The sequence below is a fragment of the Collimonas sp. GW821-FHT07E08 genome (assembly GCF_059418905.1).
On sequence record NZ_JBWKQR010000002.1, the window covers coordinates 246,772 to 264,044 of the forward strand.

Genomic DNA, 17,273 nt, shown 5'->3' on the forward strand with positions numbered 1-17,273 from the left:
GACTCGCATATGGTGTAATAATAATTACCATAAAGTCAGAGGTCTGTCTCTAGCTTTCATATTGCAAACCGGTGTATTCTCAAATACCATCAATCAGGGTTGTTTTTGAGTTGTGATCGATCAAAGTGTAAATTAAATTACACAATAAAATATCTGGAGACGCCATGCCTCACGTATTTGCCTGCCGCACCGCCGGCCTGATTGCGCTTGCCGTTTGCGGGAGCGACGCATGATCCCGCGCCTGTTGTTCAATTCCGACCATGAAGAGTTTCGCCAGAGCCTGCGGCGCTTCCTGCAGGCTGAAGTCTTGCCGCGCCATGCCGGCTGGGAGGAACAGGGGTTTGTCGACCGCGATATCTGGCAGCGTGCCGGCGAGCTCGGCTTCCTGTGCACCAACATGCCGGAAAACTATGGCGGCTCCGGCGTCGACCGCAAGTTCAGCACCATCGTGCTGGAAGAACTGGCAAGCAGCAACGCTTCGGGCATAGGCTGGCCGCTGCACTCCGACATCGTCGCGCCTTACCTGCTGCGTTACGGCAGCGAAGAACTGAAGCAAGCCTGGCTGCCGAAGATGGCCGCCGGCACCGCGATCACGGCGATCGCGATGACCGAACCGGGCACCGGTTCGGACCTGCAGGCGATACAGACCACAGCCATCGAGGATGGCGACGACTACATCGTCAACGGCGCCAAGATATTCATCACCAACGGCTATAACAGCGACATGGTGGTGGTGGCGGTGAAGGTGGGCGACAAGAGCCGCGGAGCGAAGAATGTATCGTTGCTGGTGGTAGAGGCCGGGCGCCCCGGTTTCAGCAAAGGCAAGCCATTGAAGAAGATCGGCATGAAAGCGCAGGATACCTGCGAGCTGTTCTTTGACAACGTACGGGTTCCGAAGAGCAACATCATCGGCCAGGTCGGCGCCGGCTTCACCATGCTGATGCAAGAGCTGGCCTGGGAACGGCTGCTGATCGCGATTACCTCGGTGGCCAATGCGGAAGCGATGCTCGCCGCAACCATCGAATACACGCGCGACAGGCAGGCTTTCGGCCGTAGCGTGTCGTCATTCCAGAATACGCGCTTCAAGCTGGCGGAGATGAAAACCGAATTGCAGATCGCGCGCGTGTTTGTCGACCGCTGCGTCGAGCTGGAAGTCGAAGGCGAGCTGCGGGTGGATGCCGCCGCTGCCGCCAAGTACTGGTGTTCCGACCTGCAAGGCAAGGTGCTGGACCAATGCTTGCAATTGCATGGCGGTTACGGTTTCATGCAGGAGTACCCGATTGCGCGCGCCTATATCGATGCGCGCGCCCAGCGGATTTATGGCGGCACCAACGAAATCATGAAAGAGATCATTTCTCGGTCAATATGAGTGCGGGTTTTTCTATTTTGAATAAAGACAGAGACTATGGAAAATGAAATGCAAAATGAATTGCGCTACGACGGCCGGGTGGCGATCGTCACCGGCGCCGGCAACGGCCTGGGCCGGGTGCATGCCTTGCTGCTGGGGGCGCGCGGCGCCCACGTGGTGGTCAATGACCTGGGCGGCGACGTCCATGGCGGCGGCAAGTCCAGCGCTGCCGCCGACCAGGTGGTGGCCGAGATCAAGGCAGCCGGCGGCAGCGCGGCCGCCAACTACGATTCGGTGGAAGACGGCAGCCGGATCGTACAGGCCGCGCTCGATCATTTCGGCGGCGTCGATATCGTGATCAACAATGCCGGCATCCTGCGCGACAGCAGTTTCGCCAAGATGACCGCGGATGACTGGGACCTGATCTACCGGGTGCACGTGCTGGGGGCGTTCCGCGTCACCCATGCGGCCTGGCCGCACATGCGCAACAAGGGTTACGGCCGTATCGTCATGACCACTTCCGCCGCCGGCATCTACGGCAATTTCGGCCAGGCCAACTACAGCATGGCGAAGATGGGCCTGGTCGGCATGGCGAATACGCTGGCGATCGAGGGCGCCGCCAAGAACGTGCTGGTCAACACCATCGCGCCGCTGGCCGGCTCGCGCATCTCGGAAACGGTGATGCCGCCGCAGATGATGGCGGCGCTCAAGCCGGAGTTCGTGGCGCCGCTGGCGGCATACCTGTGCCACGAGAGCTGCAAGGAAAACGGCAGCCTGTTCGAGGTCGGCGCCGGTTTCCACGCCAAGCTGCGCTGGCAGCGCACGCAAGGCCATCATTTCCACGGGCAGGCTTTTGGTCCGGAGGAGGTGGCCCGGCATTGGCAAGAGATCGCCGATTTCGACGCCGCGACCTATCCTGCCAGCATAGGCGAATCGTTGATGACCATCGTGCAGGACGTCGGTTCGCCTTTCGGCCAGGGCAAGCCATGATGCATAATGGCTAACCCGCTTCTGTCCGGCATCCGGGTGCTTGACCTGACCCGTTTGCTGCCCGGTCCCTTCTGCAGCTTTTACCTGACGCAGCTGGGAGCCGAGGTGGTCAAGCTGGAAGAGCCGCAAGGCGGCGATTACGCGCGCATGCTGTCGCCTGAACTGTTCACTCTGCTCAACCGCGGCAAGAAATCGGTCACCCTGGATTTGCGGCAGCCGCAAGCAGTTGCGGTGCTCAAGGCCATGGTGGCGCAGGCCGATGTCCTGGTCGAATCGTTCCGGCCCGGCGTGATGGACAAACTGGGCTGCGGCTACCAGGACCTGAAGCAGATCAATCCGCGGCTGGTCTACGCCGCGCTCACCGGTTATGGGCAGACCGGCCCCTACAAAGACCGCGCCGGACACGACATGAATTACTGCGCCTACGCCGGCTTGCTGGACCAGTCCGGTGCTGCCGGCGGTCCGCCGGTGCTGTCGAATTTCCAGAGCGCCGACATTGCCGGCGGCGCGCTGACCTGCGCCCTGGGGATACTGGCGGCGGTGATCGGCGCGCGCGCCTCGGGCCAGGGCACCATGGTCGATGTCGGCATGCTGGACGGCACGCTGGCGCTGCAGGCGCTATCGCTGGCCGCTATCCGCACCTTGGGCGAAAGTGCCGCGCGCGGCAGCGATATCTTGAGCGGCGGCCTGGCCAACTACAGCATCTACGCTTGCGCCGACGGCAAACATGTGGCGCTGGCGGCGCTGGAGCCTAAATTCTTCCTCAATTTCTGCAAGGCAGTCGAGCGGCCCGACCTGGCGGCCTTGCCGCTCGCGCCGGGACCGGATGGCGCGGCCTTGAGAGCGGCTTTAAGCGGATTGTTCAAGACCCGCTCGCGCGATGAATGGGAGCAGCTGCTGGCCGACCGCGACTGCTGCGTATCGGGCATCTACACGCCGCGTGAAGCGCTGGACAACCCGCAGGTCAAGGCGCGCGGCCTGGTCCGCATGGAAGACGGCAAGCCTGTATCGGACCTGCCGATCAGGTTCAGCGACGCTGCCGGCGCGGCTGGCGATTGTCCGGCGCTGGGAGCGGATACTGCCGATGTGCTGGCGGGACTGGGATTCGATGCGACAGCGCTGGCCGCGCTGCGCGCAAGCGGCGCGATCTGAGGCAAGGCTGTTCAGCCTAATAAAAATATCGGCAAACGGTTACCCAGATCGATGTGCGAGGAAAGGCCATGGACGTGCAAAAAAAAACCGGTCGCCGACCATGAAAATCAAACGCGGCGAAGTGGAACAGCGCTACGCTGCGTTGATGGAGAAGGAACTGCAGGTGCGGGATGCAGTCGGATGGGGATGACAGGCCGTTTGCCTGCATCCGCTTGCATTACTGCCGGCAACAGATTTTTAAACAACCAGAGGAAATGCAATGACAGTCAACGATATCATCAAGCTCATGCCGTCCTGCCTGAACGCCGTAGCGGCGGCGGACATGAAAAGCAGCATCCAGTTCGATATTTCGAAGCCGATGTACCTGCTGATCGATCACGGGACCTGCGCCGCGCACGAAGGCGTGGCCGACTCCCCCGATGTGGCGCTGACCATGGCCGATGAAGATTTGAAGGCCATGCTGAAAGGCGAACTGAACGGCGCCATGGCGTTCATGAGCGGCAAGCTGAAACTCAAGGGCGACCTGATGCTGGCCCAGCGCATTCCTTCCCTGTTTGACGCCAGCAAGATCGGCTGAGTCGCTAGCGGTTCTTCAACGTCATCGAGGAAGAGCCGCGGCGTATCACTCGAAGCGCTTGCCTTGTTCCGCCATTTTCACCAGGATTGCCGCCGGCGCGAAATAACTGCCGAACCGGGCTGACAGCTGGTTCGCGCGCTGGACAAAATCGGCGACGCCGTAAGCATTGATGTATTGCAGGGCGCCGCCCTGGAATGGCGCGAAACCCCAGCCGAAAATGCTGCCGATGTTGGCGTCGGCAACGGTCAGCACTACCTGTTCCTCGTAGCATTTTGCCGCCTCATTGGCTTGCACAAACATCATGCGTTCGATCAGGTCCTTTTGCGGCAGCTGCGTGGCGGCGAGCGGAAACGCTTGCTGCAAGCCGGGCCACAGGTGCTTGTTCTGGTTTTCGGGATAGTCATAAAATCCCTTGCCGGCTTTCTTTCCCTTGCGGTCCAGCTGGGTCACCATTTTTTCCAGCCCGGCGTCGGCCGGATGGCCGGCGAACGGTTTGCCGGCTTCGGCAAAATCCTTGCGCGTCTGTTCCAGGATATGCAGGGACAAGGACAAGCTGACTTCGTCATGCACGGCCAGCGGTCCTACCGGCATGCCGGCCTGCAAGCCGGCCATCTCGATGGCGCGCGGATGCTGGCCTTCCATCAGCAGCTGCAAGCCTTCCATCACGTAGGTGCCGAATACGCGCGAGGTATAGAAGCCGCGTGAATCGTGGACCACGATCGGGGTTTTCCTGATCTGCTGCACGTAGTCGAAGCCGCGCGCCAGCGTTTGCTGGCTGGTCTGCTGGCCGACGATGATTTCTACCAGCGGCATCTTGTCTACCGGCGAGAAAAAATGCAGGCCGATGAAATTTTCCGGCCGCACGCTGGCCTGCGCCAGGCCGGTAATCGGCAGGGTAGAGGTGTTCGACGCAAACACGGCGTCTTTACTGATCAGCGCCTCGGTCTTGCGAGTCACCTCGGCCTTCACCTGGCGATCTTCAAACACCGCTTCGATAATCAGGTCGCAGTTGGCCAGGTCATTGAAATCCACGGTAGGCGTGATGCGCTTGAGCAGGGCTTCCTTGCCTTCCGCGGTTTGCTGCTTGCGCTTGATCGCCTTGTCGAGCAGCTTGCTGGAATAATCCTTGCCGTGTGCCGCGGTTTCCAGGCTGTTGTCCAGCAACACCACGTCTATGCCGGCCTTGGCCGAGGCATAGGCGATGCCGGCGCCCATCATGCCGGCGCCGAGGATGCCGACCTTGCTGACTTTGGACGGTGCAAAGCCTTCCGGGCGCGACTTGCCCTTGTTGATGGCGTTCAGCTGGAACCACAAGGTGCCGATCATGTTCTTGGCCACCGGCGACAATGCGCAATTGACGAAATAGCGCGATTCGATTTCGCAGCCGGTGTCGAAATCGACGATGCCGCCTTCGAATACGCAGCTCATGATATTGGTCGCCGCCGGATAATTGCCGTGTGTCTTGGCGCTTGCCATGGACGGTGCGATGGCCCACAGCTGGCCGTTGGCCGGGCTGCGCGAGTCGCCGCCGGGCCAGCGGAATTTCTTGTCGTCCCACGGCTGTTTTGCCTTGGGATTGGCCAGGCACCAGGCCTTGGCTTTTGCCAGCAGCTCTTCCTTGTCGTTCGCCAGTTCCTGGATGATGCCTTGCTGCAGCGCTTCGTCGGCGCGCAGCTCCTTGCCTTCGAGCATGAGCTGCAATGCGCCCTGGATGCCGATCATGCGCGGCAAACGTTGCGTGCCGCCGCCGCCCGGCAGCAGGCCGAGCTTGACTTCCGGCAGGCCGAACTTGGCTTTCGGATTGTTGACGGCGATGCGGTGATGGCAGGCCAGCGCCAGCTCCAGGCCGCCGCCCAGCGCGGTGCCGTTCAGCGCAGCCACCACCGGCCGGCTGCACAGTTCCAGGCGGCGCAGGAAACCTTTGAATTCCTGCACCAGGTCGAAGGCTGCTTGTGCTTCGGTGATCTGGAACAGTTTTTCGATATCGGCGCCGGCGAGGAAGTCCGCCTTGCCCGAGGTGATGATGACGCCGGCGATGGCCGGATCGGCTTCGATGGCGGCAATCGCCTCCATGAACGGCGCCGTCAGCGCTTCGTTCAATACATTCATCGACCGTCCTGGCATGTCCAGGGTCAGGGTCACGATATTGTCGCTGTCTTTTTGAAAATTTACGCTCATGGTCTGGATCCAGTCTGTTAGACGCGTTCGATGATGGTGGCGATGCCCATGCCGCCGCCGACGCAGAGCGAGATCAAGGCGCTTGCCTTGCCGCTGCGCTCCAGTTCGTCGAGCGCGGTGCCGAGGATCATGGCGCCGGTTGCCCCCAGCGGATGGCCCATGGCGATCGAGCCGCCATTGACGTTGACACGTTCCGGATCGATGTCGAGGTCGCGGATGGCGCGCATCACGACCGCGGCAAACGCTTCATTGATTTCAAACAGGTCGATATCCTTGGCTGACATCCTGGCCTTGGCCAGCGCCTTGCGCGCGGCAGGGGCGATGCCGGTCAGCATGATGGTCGGCTCCGAGCCGGTGACGGCGGCGGCGACAATCCGGGCGCGCGGCTTCAGTCCCAGCTTCTGGCCCATCTCCTTGCTGCCGACCAGCACCAGCGCAGCGCCGTCGACGATGCCGGAGGAATTGCCGGCATGGTGCACATGATTGATTTTTTCGACGGTAGTGTATTTGCGCAGCGCGGTCGCATCGAAACCCATCTGGCCGATCTGTTCGAAGGACGGGTTCAGGGCTGCCAGGTTTTCCATGGTGGTCTGGGCGCGGATGTATTCGTCATGGTCCAGCAGCACCAGGCCATTGAGGTCCTTGACTGCGACCAGCGACTTGCCGAAGCGGCCTTCGGCGCGGGCACGCGCGGCTTTCTGCTGCGACTGCACCGCAAAGCTGTCGACATCGCTGCGCGAGAAATTTTCCAGCGTCGCGATCAGGTCGGCGCCTATGCCTTGCGGCGCGAAGCCGGTGATCTGGTTGACCCGCGGATCCATGAACCAGGCGCCGCCGTCCGAACCCATGGCCCAGCGCGACATGCTTTCAACGCCGCCGGCCACTACCAGCTGCTCCTGGCCGGACATGACTTTCATCGCCGCCAGGTTGACCGATTCCAGGCCCGAAGCGCAAAAGCGCGATTGCGTCACGCCCGGCACCGACTGGTCCCAGCCGGCATACAGCACCGCGGTGCGGGCGATGTCGGCGCCTTGTTCGCCGACCGGCGTCACGCAGCCGAGCACGACATCGTCGACCTGCGAGGTATCGAGGCGGTTGCGCTGCTGCAGCGCCTGCAGCAGCTGGGCCAGCAGGTTGACCGGCGTGACCTGGTGCAGGCTGCCGTCTTTCTTGCCCTTGCCGCGCGGGGTCCGTACGGAATCGAAAATATAGGCTTCAGTCATAGCGTCTCCGGCTGGTATTTGCTTGCATGTGCTTGTATGCGCTTGTATGCGCTTGTATGTTTTAGTAATTATAATTACACTTCGATCGCTGTCTCGCTTGACGTCCGATCCATGCTGAATAGCCACTGTAGTTAAAGCAATGGCCAGCGTCAATTGGTAATCTACTCTAAACCAGGACAGGAATTGTCTGGAGCGCGATAGTAATTTCAATTACACATATGGCAAAACCACGATCAAACCATGGCCTCTGAGAAACAGAAAATCGTATTGGACCGCGCGCTGCTCAAGCCCTTGATCAGGCAAAGGATAGAAAACGCCGTGCTGGATCTGTTTTCAGAACGCGAATTCCGCAGTGTCGCCTATGGAGAAATCGCCAGCGCCGCCAGTGTCTCCCTGCAGACTATCTATAAATACTACGGCAGCAAGGAAGCGCTGCTGTTCGCCTGTCTCGAGGCCTGGCTGAGCACCCTGGCGTCGCGCATGCTCGATCACCTGCAAGGCATCGAGAGTTGCCAGGACAAGCTGCGCAAGGTGTTCTGGGTAGTGCTGGATTTTTTCGATCGTAATCCCAAGGTCAGCCAGCTGATCATGAGTTCGCTGCAGATCAGCGCATGGGGGCGCGACCGCACTTTCCGCCAGCCGGAAATGATGGAAGTCCTGATGAAAACCCTGGCCGACGGCAGGGCGCAAGGCGTGCTGACCGACGAAGTGGATGAAAAGATCCTGCTCGATTATTTCATCGGCATCCTGGAAAGGCTGGTGCACATGCACACCATGCGTGGCGAAAAAGAGCCGCTGGCCTTACAGGCCAATGCGCTGTTCAGGATGTTGTGGCGGGCCATCGCCAAGCCTGAACAGGTTTAGGCAAATCTGGCTTGCCCATAAAAAAATAGCGCGGGCAATAAAGCCGGCGCTATTTTCATTTGCGGCGCCGATAAGATTTTATTCCTTACCGGCCATGACAAATTTGTCTTATGCGAAATTCTTCGAAGCAAATTCCCAATTCGCCAATGCCCAGAATGCTTCCAGGTATTTTGGACGGGCGTTGCGGTAGTCGATGTAATAAGCGTGTTCCCAGACGTCGACGGTGATCAACGGCTTGGCGTCGGTGGTCAGCGGAGTGGCTGCGTTGGAAGTCGACACCAGGCCGAGCGAACCGTCAGCGTTCTTCACCAGCCATGCCCAGCCGGAGCCGAAAGTGCCGACTGCAGTCTTGGTCAGTTCTTCCTTGAACTTGTCGAACGAACCCCACTTGGCGTTGATCGCATCCGCCAGTGCGCCGGTTGGCGCGCCGCCGCCGCCTTTGCTTTGCGGCGACAGGCTGTGCCAGTAGAAAGTGTGATTCCAGATTTGCGCTGCATTGTTGAAAATGCCGCCGGAAGATTTCTTGACGATCTCTTCCAGAGTAGCGTTTTCGAATTCTGTGCCTGGAACCAGGTTGTTCAGGTTGGTCACATAGGTCTGGTGATGCTTACCATAGTGGAATTCCAGGGTTTCCTTGGAGATGTGCGGAGCCAGTGCGTCCAGATCGTACGGGAGAGGCGGGAGTGTGTGTGCCATGGTGCGTCCTTTCTATAGTTTTATTGGGATTACAAGGAAGCTGTTGCCTATACATCTATCTCGTGAACAGTTTCCCGGAGAGGGCTATTGTAAAGCGCTTAGCTATTCCATGCAGCATGCTCGCGCTTTTATTCAATCTGCAATGTGACTTGCGCCGCAAAGAAACATGTCCTCAATCAAGCGTCGCCTGCACGCTGTCTATGCCGACCTGGGCGCTGCCTTCAGCCAGCTGCACGGTAATCACGTGGCGCGGCTGCAGCGCCCGCGGTGTCCGGATGACCTGGCCTTTGGCGTCGGAGACGATGGCGTAGCCGCGCTCCAGAGTGCGCTGCGGATTCAGCAGTTCCAGCTGGGCGCTGAGCGCTGCCAATGCCTGGCGGCGATCGCGGTTTTGCGCAGCCATCGCGCCGTTGAGGCGACGGCTCTGCTCCAGCAGCGCAGTGCGGGATGCAACCGTGCTGGGTATGTGCGCAGCCAAGCGGGTGTGCAGATTCAACAGTGCATGGCGCGATTGCGTCAGCGGGATGCGGGTGGCGTGCAGCAGCCTGGCTTGCAGGCTTTGCAGCTTGACGCGTTCGTGGGCGATAGTGGTGGCCGGACTGCTCAGGCGCCGGCTCAGCCAGTCCAGCGTCTGGCTGGTTTCGGCCAGCCGCCGGCGCAAGGCGCGGGTCAGGTCGTCGGCATGGGTTTCCAATGTCGCCAGCCAGTCGGTGCGCGGCACCGTCGCCAGTTCGGCGGCGGCAGTCGGGGTGGCGGCGCGCAGGTCGGCGGCAAAATCGGCGATGGTGAAATCGGTTTCGTGGCCGACGCCGGAAATCACCGGCATGGGCGCGGCGACGATGGCGCGCGCCACCGCTTCATCATTGAACGACCACAAGTCTTCGATGCTGCCGCCGCCGCGGCACACCAACAGCAGTTCGCACTCGGCGCGTGCGGCGGCGGTATTGATGGCGCGCGCGATTTTCTCCGCCGCGCCGTCGCCTTGCACCGGTGTCGGATAAAGGATCACGCGCACATGCGGCGCACGGCGCGCCAGCGCGCTCAGGATGTCGCGCAGCGCAGCGGCCTGCAGGCTGGTGACGATGCCGATGGTGCGGGCGAATTGCGGCAGCGGCCGCTTGCGGGCCGGATCGAACAAGCCTTCCGCATTCAGTTTTTCTTTCAGGCGCAAGAACGCTTCGTACAGGTTGCCGACGCCGGCGCGCCGGATCGCTTCGACGTTGAGCTGGTAGTCGCCGCGCGCCGCATACAGCGTCACCAGCGCCCGCACTTCCACCTTGTCGCCGTCGCGCGGGGTGAAGCCGGCATGCTGGGCGCGGCCCTTGAACATCACGCCGCGCACTTGCGCCGCATCGTCTTTCAGCGTGAAGTACCAGTGGCCGGAAGCGTAACTTTTGAAATTCGATATTTCGCCCGCGACCCAGGCCAGCGGGAAGCTGCGTTCCAGCAAACGCGCCACGGCTTGATTCAAGGCAGAAACCGTCAGTACTGGCGGTCCGCTGGAACGGTTGTCGGTGTCGCTGGAGAAATTCATACGGGCTTTCCGGGGTTCTTGATTGGCTGGAGCGTTGCCATTGTAAAGCACGGTCGCTGAACATCAATGGAAAAGCGAAACAAATCAAGGGCTTGTCCAGATTGCAGTGTGCTTGCGCACAAGCTTATCCACAAATTCTGTGGGTAACTGTGGATCAGCCGCGGCTTGTGGATATCCGTCGCCGCGGCTGTGGCAAAACCACCGGGAAAGATGCAGGAAAATCGTCGCCGCTATCTGTAAACGGCTGTTTAAGCTGCATTTGCACCTATCACCAACAATAGTGAAAAGGCGTTTCCAATCAAGGACTTCGCGTGAATCCAGTGGGCTTGTGCACAAAGTTATCCCCAAAATCTGTGGAGAACTTTGCCGAGATGGCGCCCGAAGATCCTGCACGTTTTTCGTGCAGCACGAAAAAATCCTTTCAAATCATCGGCTTAAGTTTCGAACTAAGTACTTGTCCACAATCTTGTTCACATAATATGTGTGGAACTTCGGATGGCAAGCGCCGGGCGCTGTTTCAGGCTGCTTTTATCCAGCCGTTGTGCGCCAGCCAGGACTCGAACAGGCGCGGCCAGGCATGCGGCTGGCTGCCCGGTTTCCCCAGTCCCCAGCCATGTCCGCCATCCTGGAACACATGCATTTCGGCCGGGATCTGCGCGGCCTTGAGCGCGTTGAACATCAGCAGGCTGTTCTGGATCGGCGCAATCGGATCGTCCGCGGCTTGCGCCAGGAAAGTTGGCGGCATGCCGCTGCCGACATGCCGTTCCACCGAAAATTCTTCGCTGGCGGCAAGGTCCGGGTGCTTGCCGACGATTTCACGGCGCGAGCGCGTGTTGTCGTAGGGCGGCATGAAAGTAAGCACGGGATAGATCAAGCCGGCGAAATCGGGGCGGGCGGAAAACTGGTCGGCGGCGTCGATGGCCGCGTAACGCCGGGCGTCCGGTTCCGCTGCCGTGGTTCCCGCCAGATGTCCGCCGGCGGAAAAACCGAGGATGCCGATGCGATTGGCCGCCAGCCCATACTTTGGCGCCAGCGCCTTGATCAGCCGCATGGCTCGCTGGCCATCCTGGAACGGTGCGATGTTTGACCAGCCTTCGCCGGGCAAGCGATAGACCAGTTCGAATACGGTGACGCCAAGCGATTGCAGCCATTGGGCTGCCGGGATGCTTTCGCTGCCTCGCTCGATATGCCCATAGCCGCCGCCGGCAATCACCAGTACCGCGCTGCCGTCAGGCCGCTCGGGACGATAGACCACCAGGCGCGGGCGCGAGACGTTGGTGACCGATCCTTTGGCATTGGTCTGTTCCGGCCCTTCGGGACCGTTTCCTCCGGGCGGCCTGGACCAGAGCGGAATCTCCTGCTGTTCCGCGGATGAGGATGCCGCGTAAAGATAGCGTGGAGCGACCAGCGCCGATGCTCCCATGGCGCCCATTCCTAACAAGGTCCGCCGTTTGATGTTGTCCATGTCAAAAGTCCCGTTGAAATTGCCGATGTGGTTACGCCACTGATCATAAGAGGGCGGTAGGCCAATGTAAAATATAATAAAAACGGCATCTCCATACTTTGTATGTATCGATGTATTACATTGAGGCCAGCATGGAATTGAGACACTTGCGTTATTTTGTGGTCGTTGCCGAAGAGAGGAATTTCACGCGTGCGGCGAAACGGCTGAGCATGCAGCAACCTCCGCTCAGCCAGCAGATCCGCATGCTGGAGAACGAACTGGGATTTGCGCTGTTCCACCGGCATCCGAAAGGCGTCGACCTGAGCATCGGCGGCGAGGTGTTTTTGCACGAGGCGAAATCGATCCTGGCAAATGTCGCCCAAGGCACGCAGCGCGCGGCGCGTGCGGCAAACGGGATCGAAGGCATCATTTCGGTAGGGTTCACCAGTTCGGCTGCGGCGCATCCCTTGATTCCAGAAATCCTGCGGGCGCACCGCGCGGCAAAACCTGGCGTCGCCGTCAAATTCAGCGAAGGCAATGCGGCCGAACTGACGAACGCGGTCGCTTCGGGAAAACTCGATCTCGGGTTCCTGCGCATGCCGGTTAGCCGTCCACCCGGGCTGGCGTTCCATCGCCTGCTGGACGAAGAAATGCTGCTGGTGCTGCCAGTCGGCCATGCGCTTTTGCAAAAGCGGCCGAAAAAAGGCATGCCGGTGATTTCCCTGAAGTCGTTGCGCGACGAGCAGTTCATCCTGGTCCGCAACCCGGGCGCTACAGGCATGTATTCCAGTTTTATCGATGCCTGCGTACGCGCCGGATTCTCGCCCAGCATCGCGGTCGAAGTCGACCGCATGCTGACCAATATCTGCCTGGTAGCCGCCGGCGTCGGCATTTCCGTCGTGCCGGCATCCATGAACTGTTTCCACACCGACCAGGTGGCGTATTGCCGTGTGCTTGAAAGCGGCGGCGGATTCAGCGCGCCGTTAACGCTGATCTGCAGGCAAGCGGACACGCTGCCTGCCGTGCAACATTTCCTGGCCGAGGCCGGCCGTTTTGCCAGAGTGGACGGATGAAATCTGCACGTTTTTGATGCAGCACAAAAAAGTCCTTTGAAATCATGGACTTCGATGTACGGTTTTGGACTTGTCCACAGTCTTGTTCACATAATATGTGCGGAACTTGGAGCGTTGCCCGGCCGCTCTGAAATTAAGTGAAAAAATTTCCGCTCCGCAACGCCGCTCGCCCTTGCTCACAAGCCTTCAACAAGTTACATTCTGCATCCATGCTGATGAACCCCTCATCTGCATTTGCCGATATTGAATGCGATTTCACCAAGGAGTTTCTTTTGTTTGCCATTATTCAAGCTGCGGGCTGGCCGATCTGGCTGTTGCTGATTGCCTCCATCATTGCCACCGCATTGATTATCGAACGTCTGGTTTACCTGCGCCGGCCGCGCATCCTGCCGCCGCAGCTGCTGCAGGAAGTGATACGGGTTTATCACAACGGCAAGATCAACACCGAAGTCCTGACCAACCTGGAAACCAACTCGCCGCTGGGCCGGGTGCTGGCTGCCGGCCTGCGCAACGTCGATGCGCCGCGCGACCTGATGAAAGAATCGATCGAGGAAGCCGGCCAGGCTACCGCGCATGAACTGGAACGATTCCTCACCACGCTCGGTACGATTGCCTCGCTGGCGCCGCTGATGGGCCTGTTCGGCACCGTGGTCGGCATGATCGAGATTTTTGGCGCGACCAATGGCGCCGGCGCCGATCCGGCGCAGCTGGGCCACGGCATTTCGGTGGCCCTGTACAACACCGGCTTCGGCCTGGCGATCGCCATGCCGGCGCTGATTTTCTATCGCCATTTCCGCGCGCTGGTAGACAGCTTCATCGTTGACATGGAGCAGCAGGCTGTGAAATTTGTCGATACCGTTCATGGCGCGCGCAAATGAATTTTCGCAAAGGCAAGGGCCGCGACGACCCTGAAATCAACCTGATTCCGTTTATCGACGTCTTGCTGGTGATCGTCATTTTCCTGATGGTCACCACCAGCTACAGCAAGTTCACCGCGCTGCAGATCACCTTGCCGACGGCCGACGCCGACAAGGCGATGGTGCAGCCGCAGGAAATCAACGTCGCCGTCAATCCGCAAGGGCAGTATGCGGTCAACAATGTCCAGGTCTCGTCGAAGGATGCGGCATCGCTGGCGCTCGACCTGAAGAACGCGGTGCAGGCCGACGGCAAGTCCAAGGGCGACCCGGTGGTGATCATCAACGCCGACGCCATGGCGACCCATCAGACCGTGATCAATGTGCTGGAAGCGGCGCGCCTGGCCGGTTTCGACAAGATCACGTTTGCCGCCCAGACTAGTGGGCACAAATAGGCCTTCGCTGGAATCGGTCCTGAGCGCCGCCTGGCAGCGGCGCGGTTTGCTGGCATGCCTGCTGTGGCCGCTGTCGCTGCTGTTCGGCCTGGCGGCGGCGCTGCGGCGCCGTTGGTACGCCGCCGGCTGGCAAGCCAGCACGCGTTTGCCGGTGCCGGTGATCGTGGTCGGCAACATCTTTGTCGGCGGCACCGGCAAGACGCCGTTGACGATCTGGCTGGTGCAAGCGCTGCGCCAGGCTGGTTATGTGCCGGGCGTGATTTCGCGCGGTTATGCCGCGCAGTCCGGCGACGGCCAGGCCGCGGTACGACATGTGACCCCAGCGTCGCTGGCTGCCGAAGTTGGCGACGAGCCTTTGCTGATAGCCGCTCGCGCGCAATGCCCGGTGGTGATCGGCCGCAACCGGGTAGCTGCCGCCGAAGCGCTGTTGCAGGCGCATCCTGAAGTCAACCTGATCCTGTCGGACGACGGTCTGCAGCACTATCGCTTGCAGCGCGACATCGAAATCGTGCTGTTCGATGCGCGCGGCGCCGGCAACGGCTGGCTGCTGCCGGCCGGGCCGCTGCGCGAGCCGGCAAGCCGCCGCCGCGACTTTACCGTGGTGAATGCGGCAACCATCCCGGCCTCCATGCCGGCTTCCGCCATCCGCATGCAGCTGGTGGGCGAGCAGGCCGAGCAGCTTGGCGATCCGGGCCGGACCCGGCCGCTGGCCAGCCTGCAGGACCCGGCCTTGCGGCTTGCCGCCGCCGCCGGCATCGGCAATCCGCAGCGGTTTTTTTCGCTGCTGAGCGCGGCTGGATTGAAGTTCGAGGCGCTCGCCTTGCCCGATCATCATGACTTTTCCGGCAACCCGTTTGCCGCGCTCCAGGCCGAGATCATCCTGATAACTGAAAAGGATGCAGTAAAATGTCGGCAAATAGAAACCATCAGGAACGATCCGCGCATCTGGGTCGTTCCCGTGACGGCGCAGATCGATGCTGCGCTGTCGCACCAAATTCTGGAGAAACTCCGTGGACATTCGACTGCTTGACATCCTGGTTTGCCCGATCTGCAAAGGTCCGCTGCATTACGATAAAAAAGCCCAGGAACTGATTTGCAACGCCGACAAGCTGGCTTATCCGGTGCGCGACGGCATCCCTATCATGTGGGCCGACCAGGCGCGCGACCTCAACAGCCCGGCTGCGCCGGCTGCAACTCCTGCGGCATAAGCGGCGTTTATCGTGAGTTCGAGCAAGCCTTTCACCGTCATCATTCCGGCGCGGCTGGCGTCTACCCGGCTGCCTAACAAGCCGCTGGCCGACATCGGCGGCAAGCCGATGATCGTGCGCACCGCCGAGCGCGCCGCGCTGTCCGGCGCGGCGCAGGTCATCGTGGCGACCGACCATGCCGAAATCCTGGCGGTCTGCGCCCAGCATGGCATCGCCGCACGCCTGACGCGCGCCGACCATCCGTCCGGCACCGACCGCATTGCCGAAGTGGCAGCGGCGCTGGGACTGGCGGCCGACGCCGTGGTGGTGAACGTGCAGGGCGACGAACCGATGATCGAGCCGGAACTGATCGCCGCCACCGCGGCGCAGATCACCGGCGAGGTGCCGATGGCGACCGCGGCGCACGCGATCGACTCGGCGGCGGATGCCTTCAATCCGAATGTGGTCAAGGTGGTATTGAACCAGGCCGGGCGCGCACTGTATTTTTCACGGGCGACGATTCCCTGGCACCGCGACGGTTTTGCGCAATCGCGCCAGGATTTGCCGTCAGGCTACCTGCCGCTGCGCCATATCGGCCTGTACGCATACAGCAATGGTTTTTTGCAAACCTATCCGACCCTGGCGGTGTCGCCGCTGGAACAGGTCGAGGCGCTGGAGCAGTTGCGGGTGCTGTGGCACGGCTATCCGATTGCAGTGCACATTGCGCCGGCGGCGCCTGCAGTGGGTGTGGATACGCCGGAAGACCTGGAGCGGGTAAGACGTTTTTTCAGCGCTTGACAGCGTGCAAAAAGAGCGCAAAGGCATCACGCAGCGGGCGGGAAATTATCGTTGAACCAACAGAAATAGTGCCGCGGACTGGCTGTTTGGTAAAATTGTATGGTAAGTTTCATGCAAAGATAGCGTGGTACAAATAAAAGCATATCGGAGACGTCGCAGCAAACCCAGCAACCATTGGGCGCGCCGTCGCCACAATCAATTCACAAACTCACCTTAGGACTTTAACATGCGCCTCATCCTTTTAGGAGCGCCTGGTGCCGGTAAAGGCACGCAAGCGACTTTCATTAAAGAGAAATTCAACATTCCGCAGATTTCCACGGGCGACATGTTGCGCGCAGCAGTCAAGGCCGGCACTCCGCTCGGCGTCGAAGCGAAGAAGGTGATGGATGCAGGCGGCCTGGTTTCCGACGACATCATCATCGGCCTGGTCAAGGACCGGCTGAAGCAGCCGGATTGCGCCAACGGCTATCTGTTCGACGGTTTTCCGCGCACCATTCCGCAGGCTGACGCCATGAAGGACGCCGGCGTGAAGATCGACTATGTGCTGGAAATCGACGTTCCCGACAGCGCCATCATTGAACGCATGAGCGGCCGCCGCGTGCATTTGTCGTCCGGCCGCACCTACCATGCCAAGTTCAATCCGCCCAAGGTCGAAGGCAAGGACGACGTCACCGGCGAAGACCTGATCCAGCGAGACGACGACAAGGAAGAAACCGTCAAGAAGCGCCTGTCGGTTTATCACGAACAGACCGAGGTGCTGGTCAACTATTACGGCGACTGGGCCAAGGCCGGGTTGCCGGGCGCTCCCAAGTACCGCAAGATCGCCGGCGTCGGTCCGGTTGAACAAATACGCGACAGCGCGTTTGCGGCGTTGGAAGCATAAACAAAAGCGGACTTCGG

At 60.5% G+C, this 17,273-nt stretch carries 17 protein-coding genes; 12 read left to right on the forward strand and 5 right to left on the reverse strand.

What is annotated here, in order from left to right:
• Window positions 1-229 precede the first annotated feature (229 nt).
• The 4 genes from AC07RZ_RS03645 to AC07RZ_RS03660 all read left to right on the forward strand — a co-directional run bounded on the left by AC07RZ_RS03645 (window position 230) and on the right by AC07RZ_RS03660 (window position 4,067).
• Window positions 230-1,369, forward strand: coding sequence for an acyl-CoA dehydrogenase family protein (locus tag AC07RZ_RS03645; protein WP_494666935.1), 1,140 nt, complete (start codon window positions 230-232; stop codon window positions 1,367-1,369).
• A 48-nt stretch (window positions 1,370-1,417) separates the two neighbouring features.
• Window positions 1,418-2,338, forward strand: a complete 921-nt coding sequence (locus tag AC07RZ_RS03650) for an SDR family oxidoreductase (protein WP_494666936.1) — start codon at window positions 1,418-1,420, stop codon at window positions 2,336-2,338.
• Between the two features lie 6 nt (window positions 2,339-2,344).
• Window positions 2,345-3,490, forward strand: a complete 1,146-nt coding sequence (locus AC07RZ_RS03655; protein ID WP_494666937.1) for a CaiB/BaiF CoA transferase family protein — start codon at window positions 2,345-2,347, stop codon at window positions 3,488-3,490.
• A 259-nt stretch (window positions 3,491-3,749) separates the two neighbouring features.
• A complete protein-coding gene (locus AC07RZ_RS03660) occupies window positions 3,750-4,067 on the forward strand; it encodes an SCP2 sterol-binding domain-containing protein (protein ID WP_494666938.1) in 318 nt (105 codons plus the stop codon).
• Between the two features lie 45 nt (window positions 4,068-4,112).
• Here the strand turns inward: AC07RZ_RS03660 and AC07RZ_RS03665 are convergent, their stop codons facing one another.
• On the reverse strand, window positions 4,113-6,245 hold the full coding sequence (locus AC07RZ_RS03665) for a 3-hydroxyacyl-CoA dehydrogenase NAD-binding domain-containing protein (RefSeq protein ID WP_494666939.1): 2,133 nt from the start codon (window positions 6,243-6,245) through the stop codon (window positions 4,113-4,115).
• Window positions 6,246-6,262: 17 nt separating this feature from the next.
• Window positions 6,263-7,468 (reverse strand): acetyl-CoA C-acetyltransferase, encoded by a 1,206-nt coding sequence (locus AC07RZ_RS03670; protein ID WP_494666940.1) that lies wholly within the window; start codon window positions 7,466-7,468, stop codon window positions 6,263-6,265.
• A 240-nt stretch (window positions 7,469-7,708) separates the two neighbouring features.
• Here AC07RZ_RS03670 and AC07RZ_RS03675 point away from each other — a divergent pair, with 240 nt between their 5' ends.
• Window positions 7,709-8,332 (forward strand): TetR/AcrR family transcriptional regulator, encoded by a 624-nt coding sequence (locus tag AC07RZ_RS03675; RefSeq protein ID WP_494666941.1) that lies wholly within the window; start codon window positions 7,709-7,711, stop codon window positions 8,330-8,332.
• 108 nt (window positions 8,333-8,440) lie between these two features.
• Here the strand turns inward: AC07RZ_RS03675 and sodB are convergent, their stop codons facing one another.
• The 3 genes from sodB to AC07RZ_RS03690 form a co-directional block, all read right to left on the reverse strand.
• Complete coding sequence (gene sodB, locus AC07RZ_RS03680; protein WP_494666942.1) at window positions 8,441-9,028, reverse strand: superoxide dismutase [Fe]; 588 nt, start codon at window positions 9,026-9,028, stop codon at window positions 8,441-8,443.
• 172 nt (window positions 9,029-9,200) lie between these two features.
• Window positions 9,201-10,562: an exodeoxyribonuclease VII large subunit gene (gene xseA / locus AC07RZ_RS03685; protein ID WP_494666943.1), complete on the reverse strand. Its 1,362-nt coding sequence runs from the start codon at window positions 10,560-10,562 to the stop codon at window positions 9,201-9,203.
• Between the two features lie 517 nt (window positions 10,563-11,079).
• Window positions 11,080-12,027, reverse strand: a complete 948-nt coding sequence (locus AC07RZ_RS03690) for an alpha/beta hydrolase (RefSeq protein ID WP_494666944.1) — start codon at window positions 12,025-12,027, stop codon at window positions 11,080-11,082.
• 131 nt (window positions 12,028-12,158) lie between these two features.
• On the opposite strand from AC07RZ_RS03690, the gene AC07RZ_RS03695 reads away from it, so the two are divergent.
• The 7 genes from AC07RZ_RS03695 to adk all read left to right on the forward strand — a co-directional run bounded on the left by AC07RZ_RS03695 (window position 12,159) and on the right by adk (window position 17,256).
• Window positions 12,159-13,079, forward strand: a complete 921-nt coding sequence (locus AC07RZ_RS03695) for a LysR family transcriptional regulator (protein ID WP_494666945.1) — start codon at window positions 12,159-12,161, stop codon at window positions 13,077-13,079.
• Window positions 13,080-13,351: 272 nt separating this feature from the next.
• Window positions 13,352-13,957 carry a MotA/TolQ/ExbB proton channel family protein gene (locus tag AC07RZ_RS03700; protein WP_092396260.1) on the forward strand — a complete coding sequence of 202 codons (606 nt, stop codon included), beginning with the start codon at window positions 13,352-13,354 and terminating at the stop codon, window positions 13,955-13,957.
• Entirely contained in the window at window positions 13,954-14,388 is a 435-nt protein-coding gene (locus AC07RZ_RS03705) for a biopolymer transporter ExbD (RefSeq protein ID WP_144738749.1), read from the forward strand. Before AC07RZ_RS03700 ends, AC07RZ_RS03705 begins: the two co-directional genes overlap by 4 nt.
• Window positions 14,375-15,418, forward strand: coding sequence for a tetraacyldisaccharide 4'-kinase (lpxK, locus tag AC07RZ_RS03710; RefSeq protein ID WP_494666946.1), 1,044 nt, complete (start codon window positions 14,375-14,377; stop codon window positions 15,416-15,418). The genes AC07RZ_RS03705 and lpxK overlap by 14 nt, the downstream gene beginning before the upstream one ends.
• Window positions 15,399-15,596 (forward strand): Trm112 family protein, encoded by a 198-nt coding sequence (locus AC07RZ_RS03715; protein WP_494666947.1) that lies wholly within the window; start codon window positions 15,399-15,401, stop codon window positions 15,594-15,596. The genes lpxK and AC07RZ_RS03715 overlap by 20 nt, the downstream gene beginning before the upstream one ends.
• 12 nt (window positions 15,597-15,608) lie before the next feature.
• Window positions 15,609-16,373 (forward strand): 3-deoxy-manno-octulosonate cytidylyltransferase, encoded by a 765-nt coding sequence (gene kdsB / locus AC07RZ_RS03720; protein WP_494666948.1) that lies wholly within the window; start codon window positions 15,609-15,611, stop codon window positions 16,371-16,373.
• A gap of 226 nt (window positions 16,374-16,599) precedes the next feature.
• The gene (gene adk, locus AC07RZ_RS03725) at window positions 16,600-17,256 is read left to right on the forward strand and encodes an adenylate kinase (RefSeq protein ID WP_144738753.1); all 657 of its coding nucleotides are present in this window, start codon (window positions 16,600-16,602) and stop codon (window positions 17,254-17,256) included.
• The last annotated feature ends 17 nt before the right edge of the window (window positions 17,257-17,273 follow it).

Coding starts and splice junctions, on each gene's coding strand:
- AC07RZ_RS03665 (WP_494666939.1), bottom strand. CDS start 6,245: ATGAGCGTAAATTTTCAAAAAGACAGCGACAATATCGTGACCCTGACC.
- AC07RZ_RS03675 (WP_494666941.1), top strand. CDS start 7,709: ATGGCCTCTGAGAAACAGAAAATCGTATTGGACCGCGCGCTGCTCAAG.
- AC07RZ_RS03670 (WP_494666940.1), bottom strand. CDS start 7,468: ATGACTGAAGCCTATATTTTCGATTCCGTACGGACCCCGCGCGGCAAG.
- xseA (WP_494666943.1), bottom strand. CDS start 10,562: ATGAATTTCTCCAGCGACACCGACAACCGTTCCAGCGGACCGCCAGTA.
- sodB (WP_494666942.1), bottom strand. CDS start 9,028: ATGGCACACACACTCCCGCCTCTCCCGTACGATCTGGACGCACTGGCT.
- AC07RZ_RS03655 (WP_494666937.1), top strand. CDS start 2,345: ATGGCTAACCCGCTTCTGTCCGGCATCCGGGTGCTTGACCTGACCCGT.
- AC07RZ_RS03690 (WP_494666944.1), bottom strand. CDS start 12,027: ATGGACAACATCAAACGGCGGACCTTGTTAGGAATGGGCGCCATGGGA.
- AC07RZ_RS03660 (WP_494666938.1), top strand. CDS start 3,750: ATGACAGTCAACGATATCATCAAGCTCATGCCGTCCTGCCTGAACGCC.
- AC07RZ_RS03645 (WP_494666935.1), top strand. CDS start 230: ATGATCCCGCGCCTGTTGTTCAATTCCGACCATGAAGAGTTTCGCCAG.
- AC07RZ_RS03695 (WP_494666945.1), top strand. CDS start 12,159: ATGGAATTGAGACACTTGCGTTATTTTGTGGTCGTTGCCGAAGAGAGG.
- AC07RZ_RS03705 (WP_144738749.1), top strand. CDS start 13,954: ATGAATTTTCGCAAAGGCAAGGGCCGCGACGACCCTGAAATCAACCTG.
- adk (WP_144738753.1), top strand. CDS start 16,600: ATGCGCCTCATCCTTTTAGGAGCGCCTGGTGCCGGTAAAGGCACGCAA.
- AC07RZ_RS03650 (WP_494666936.1), top strand. CDS start 1,418: ATGCAAAATGAATTGCGCTACGACGGCCGGGTGGCGATCGTCACCGGC.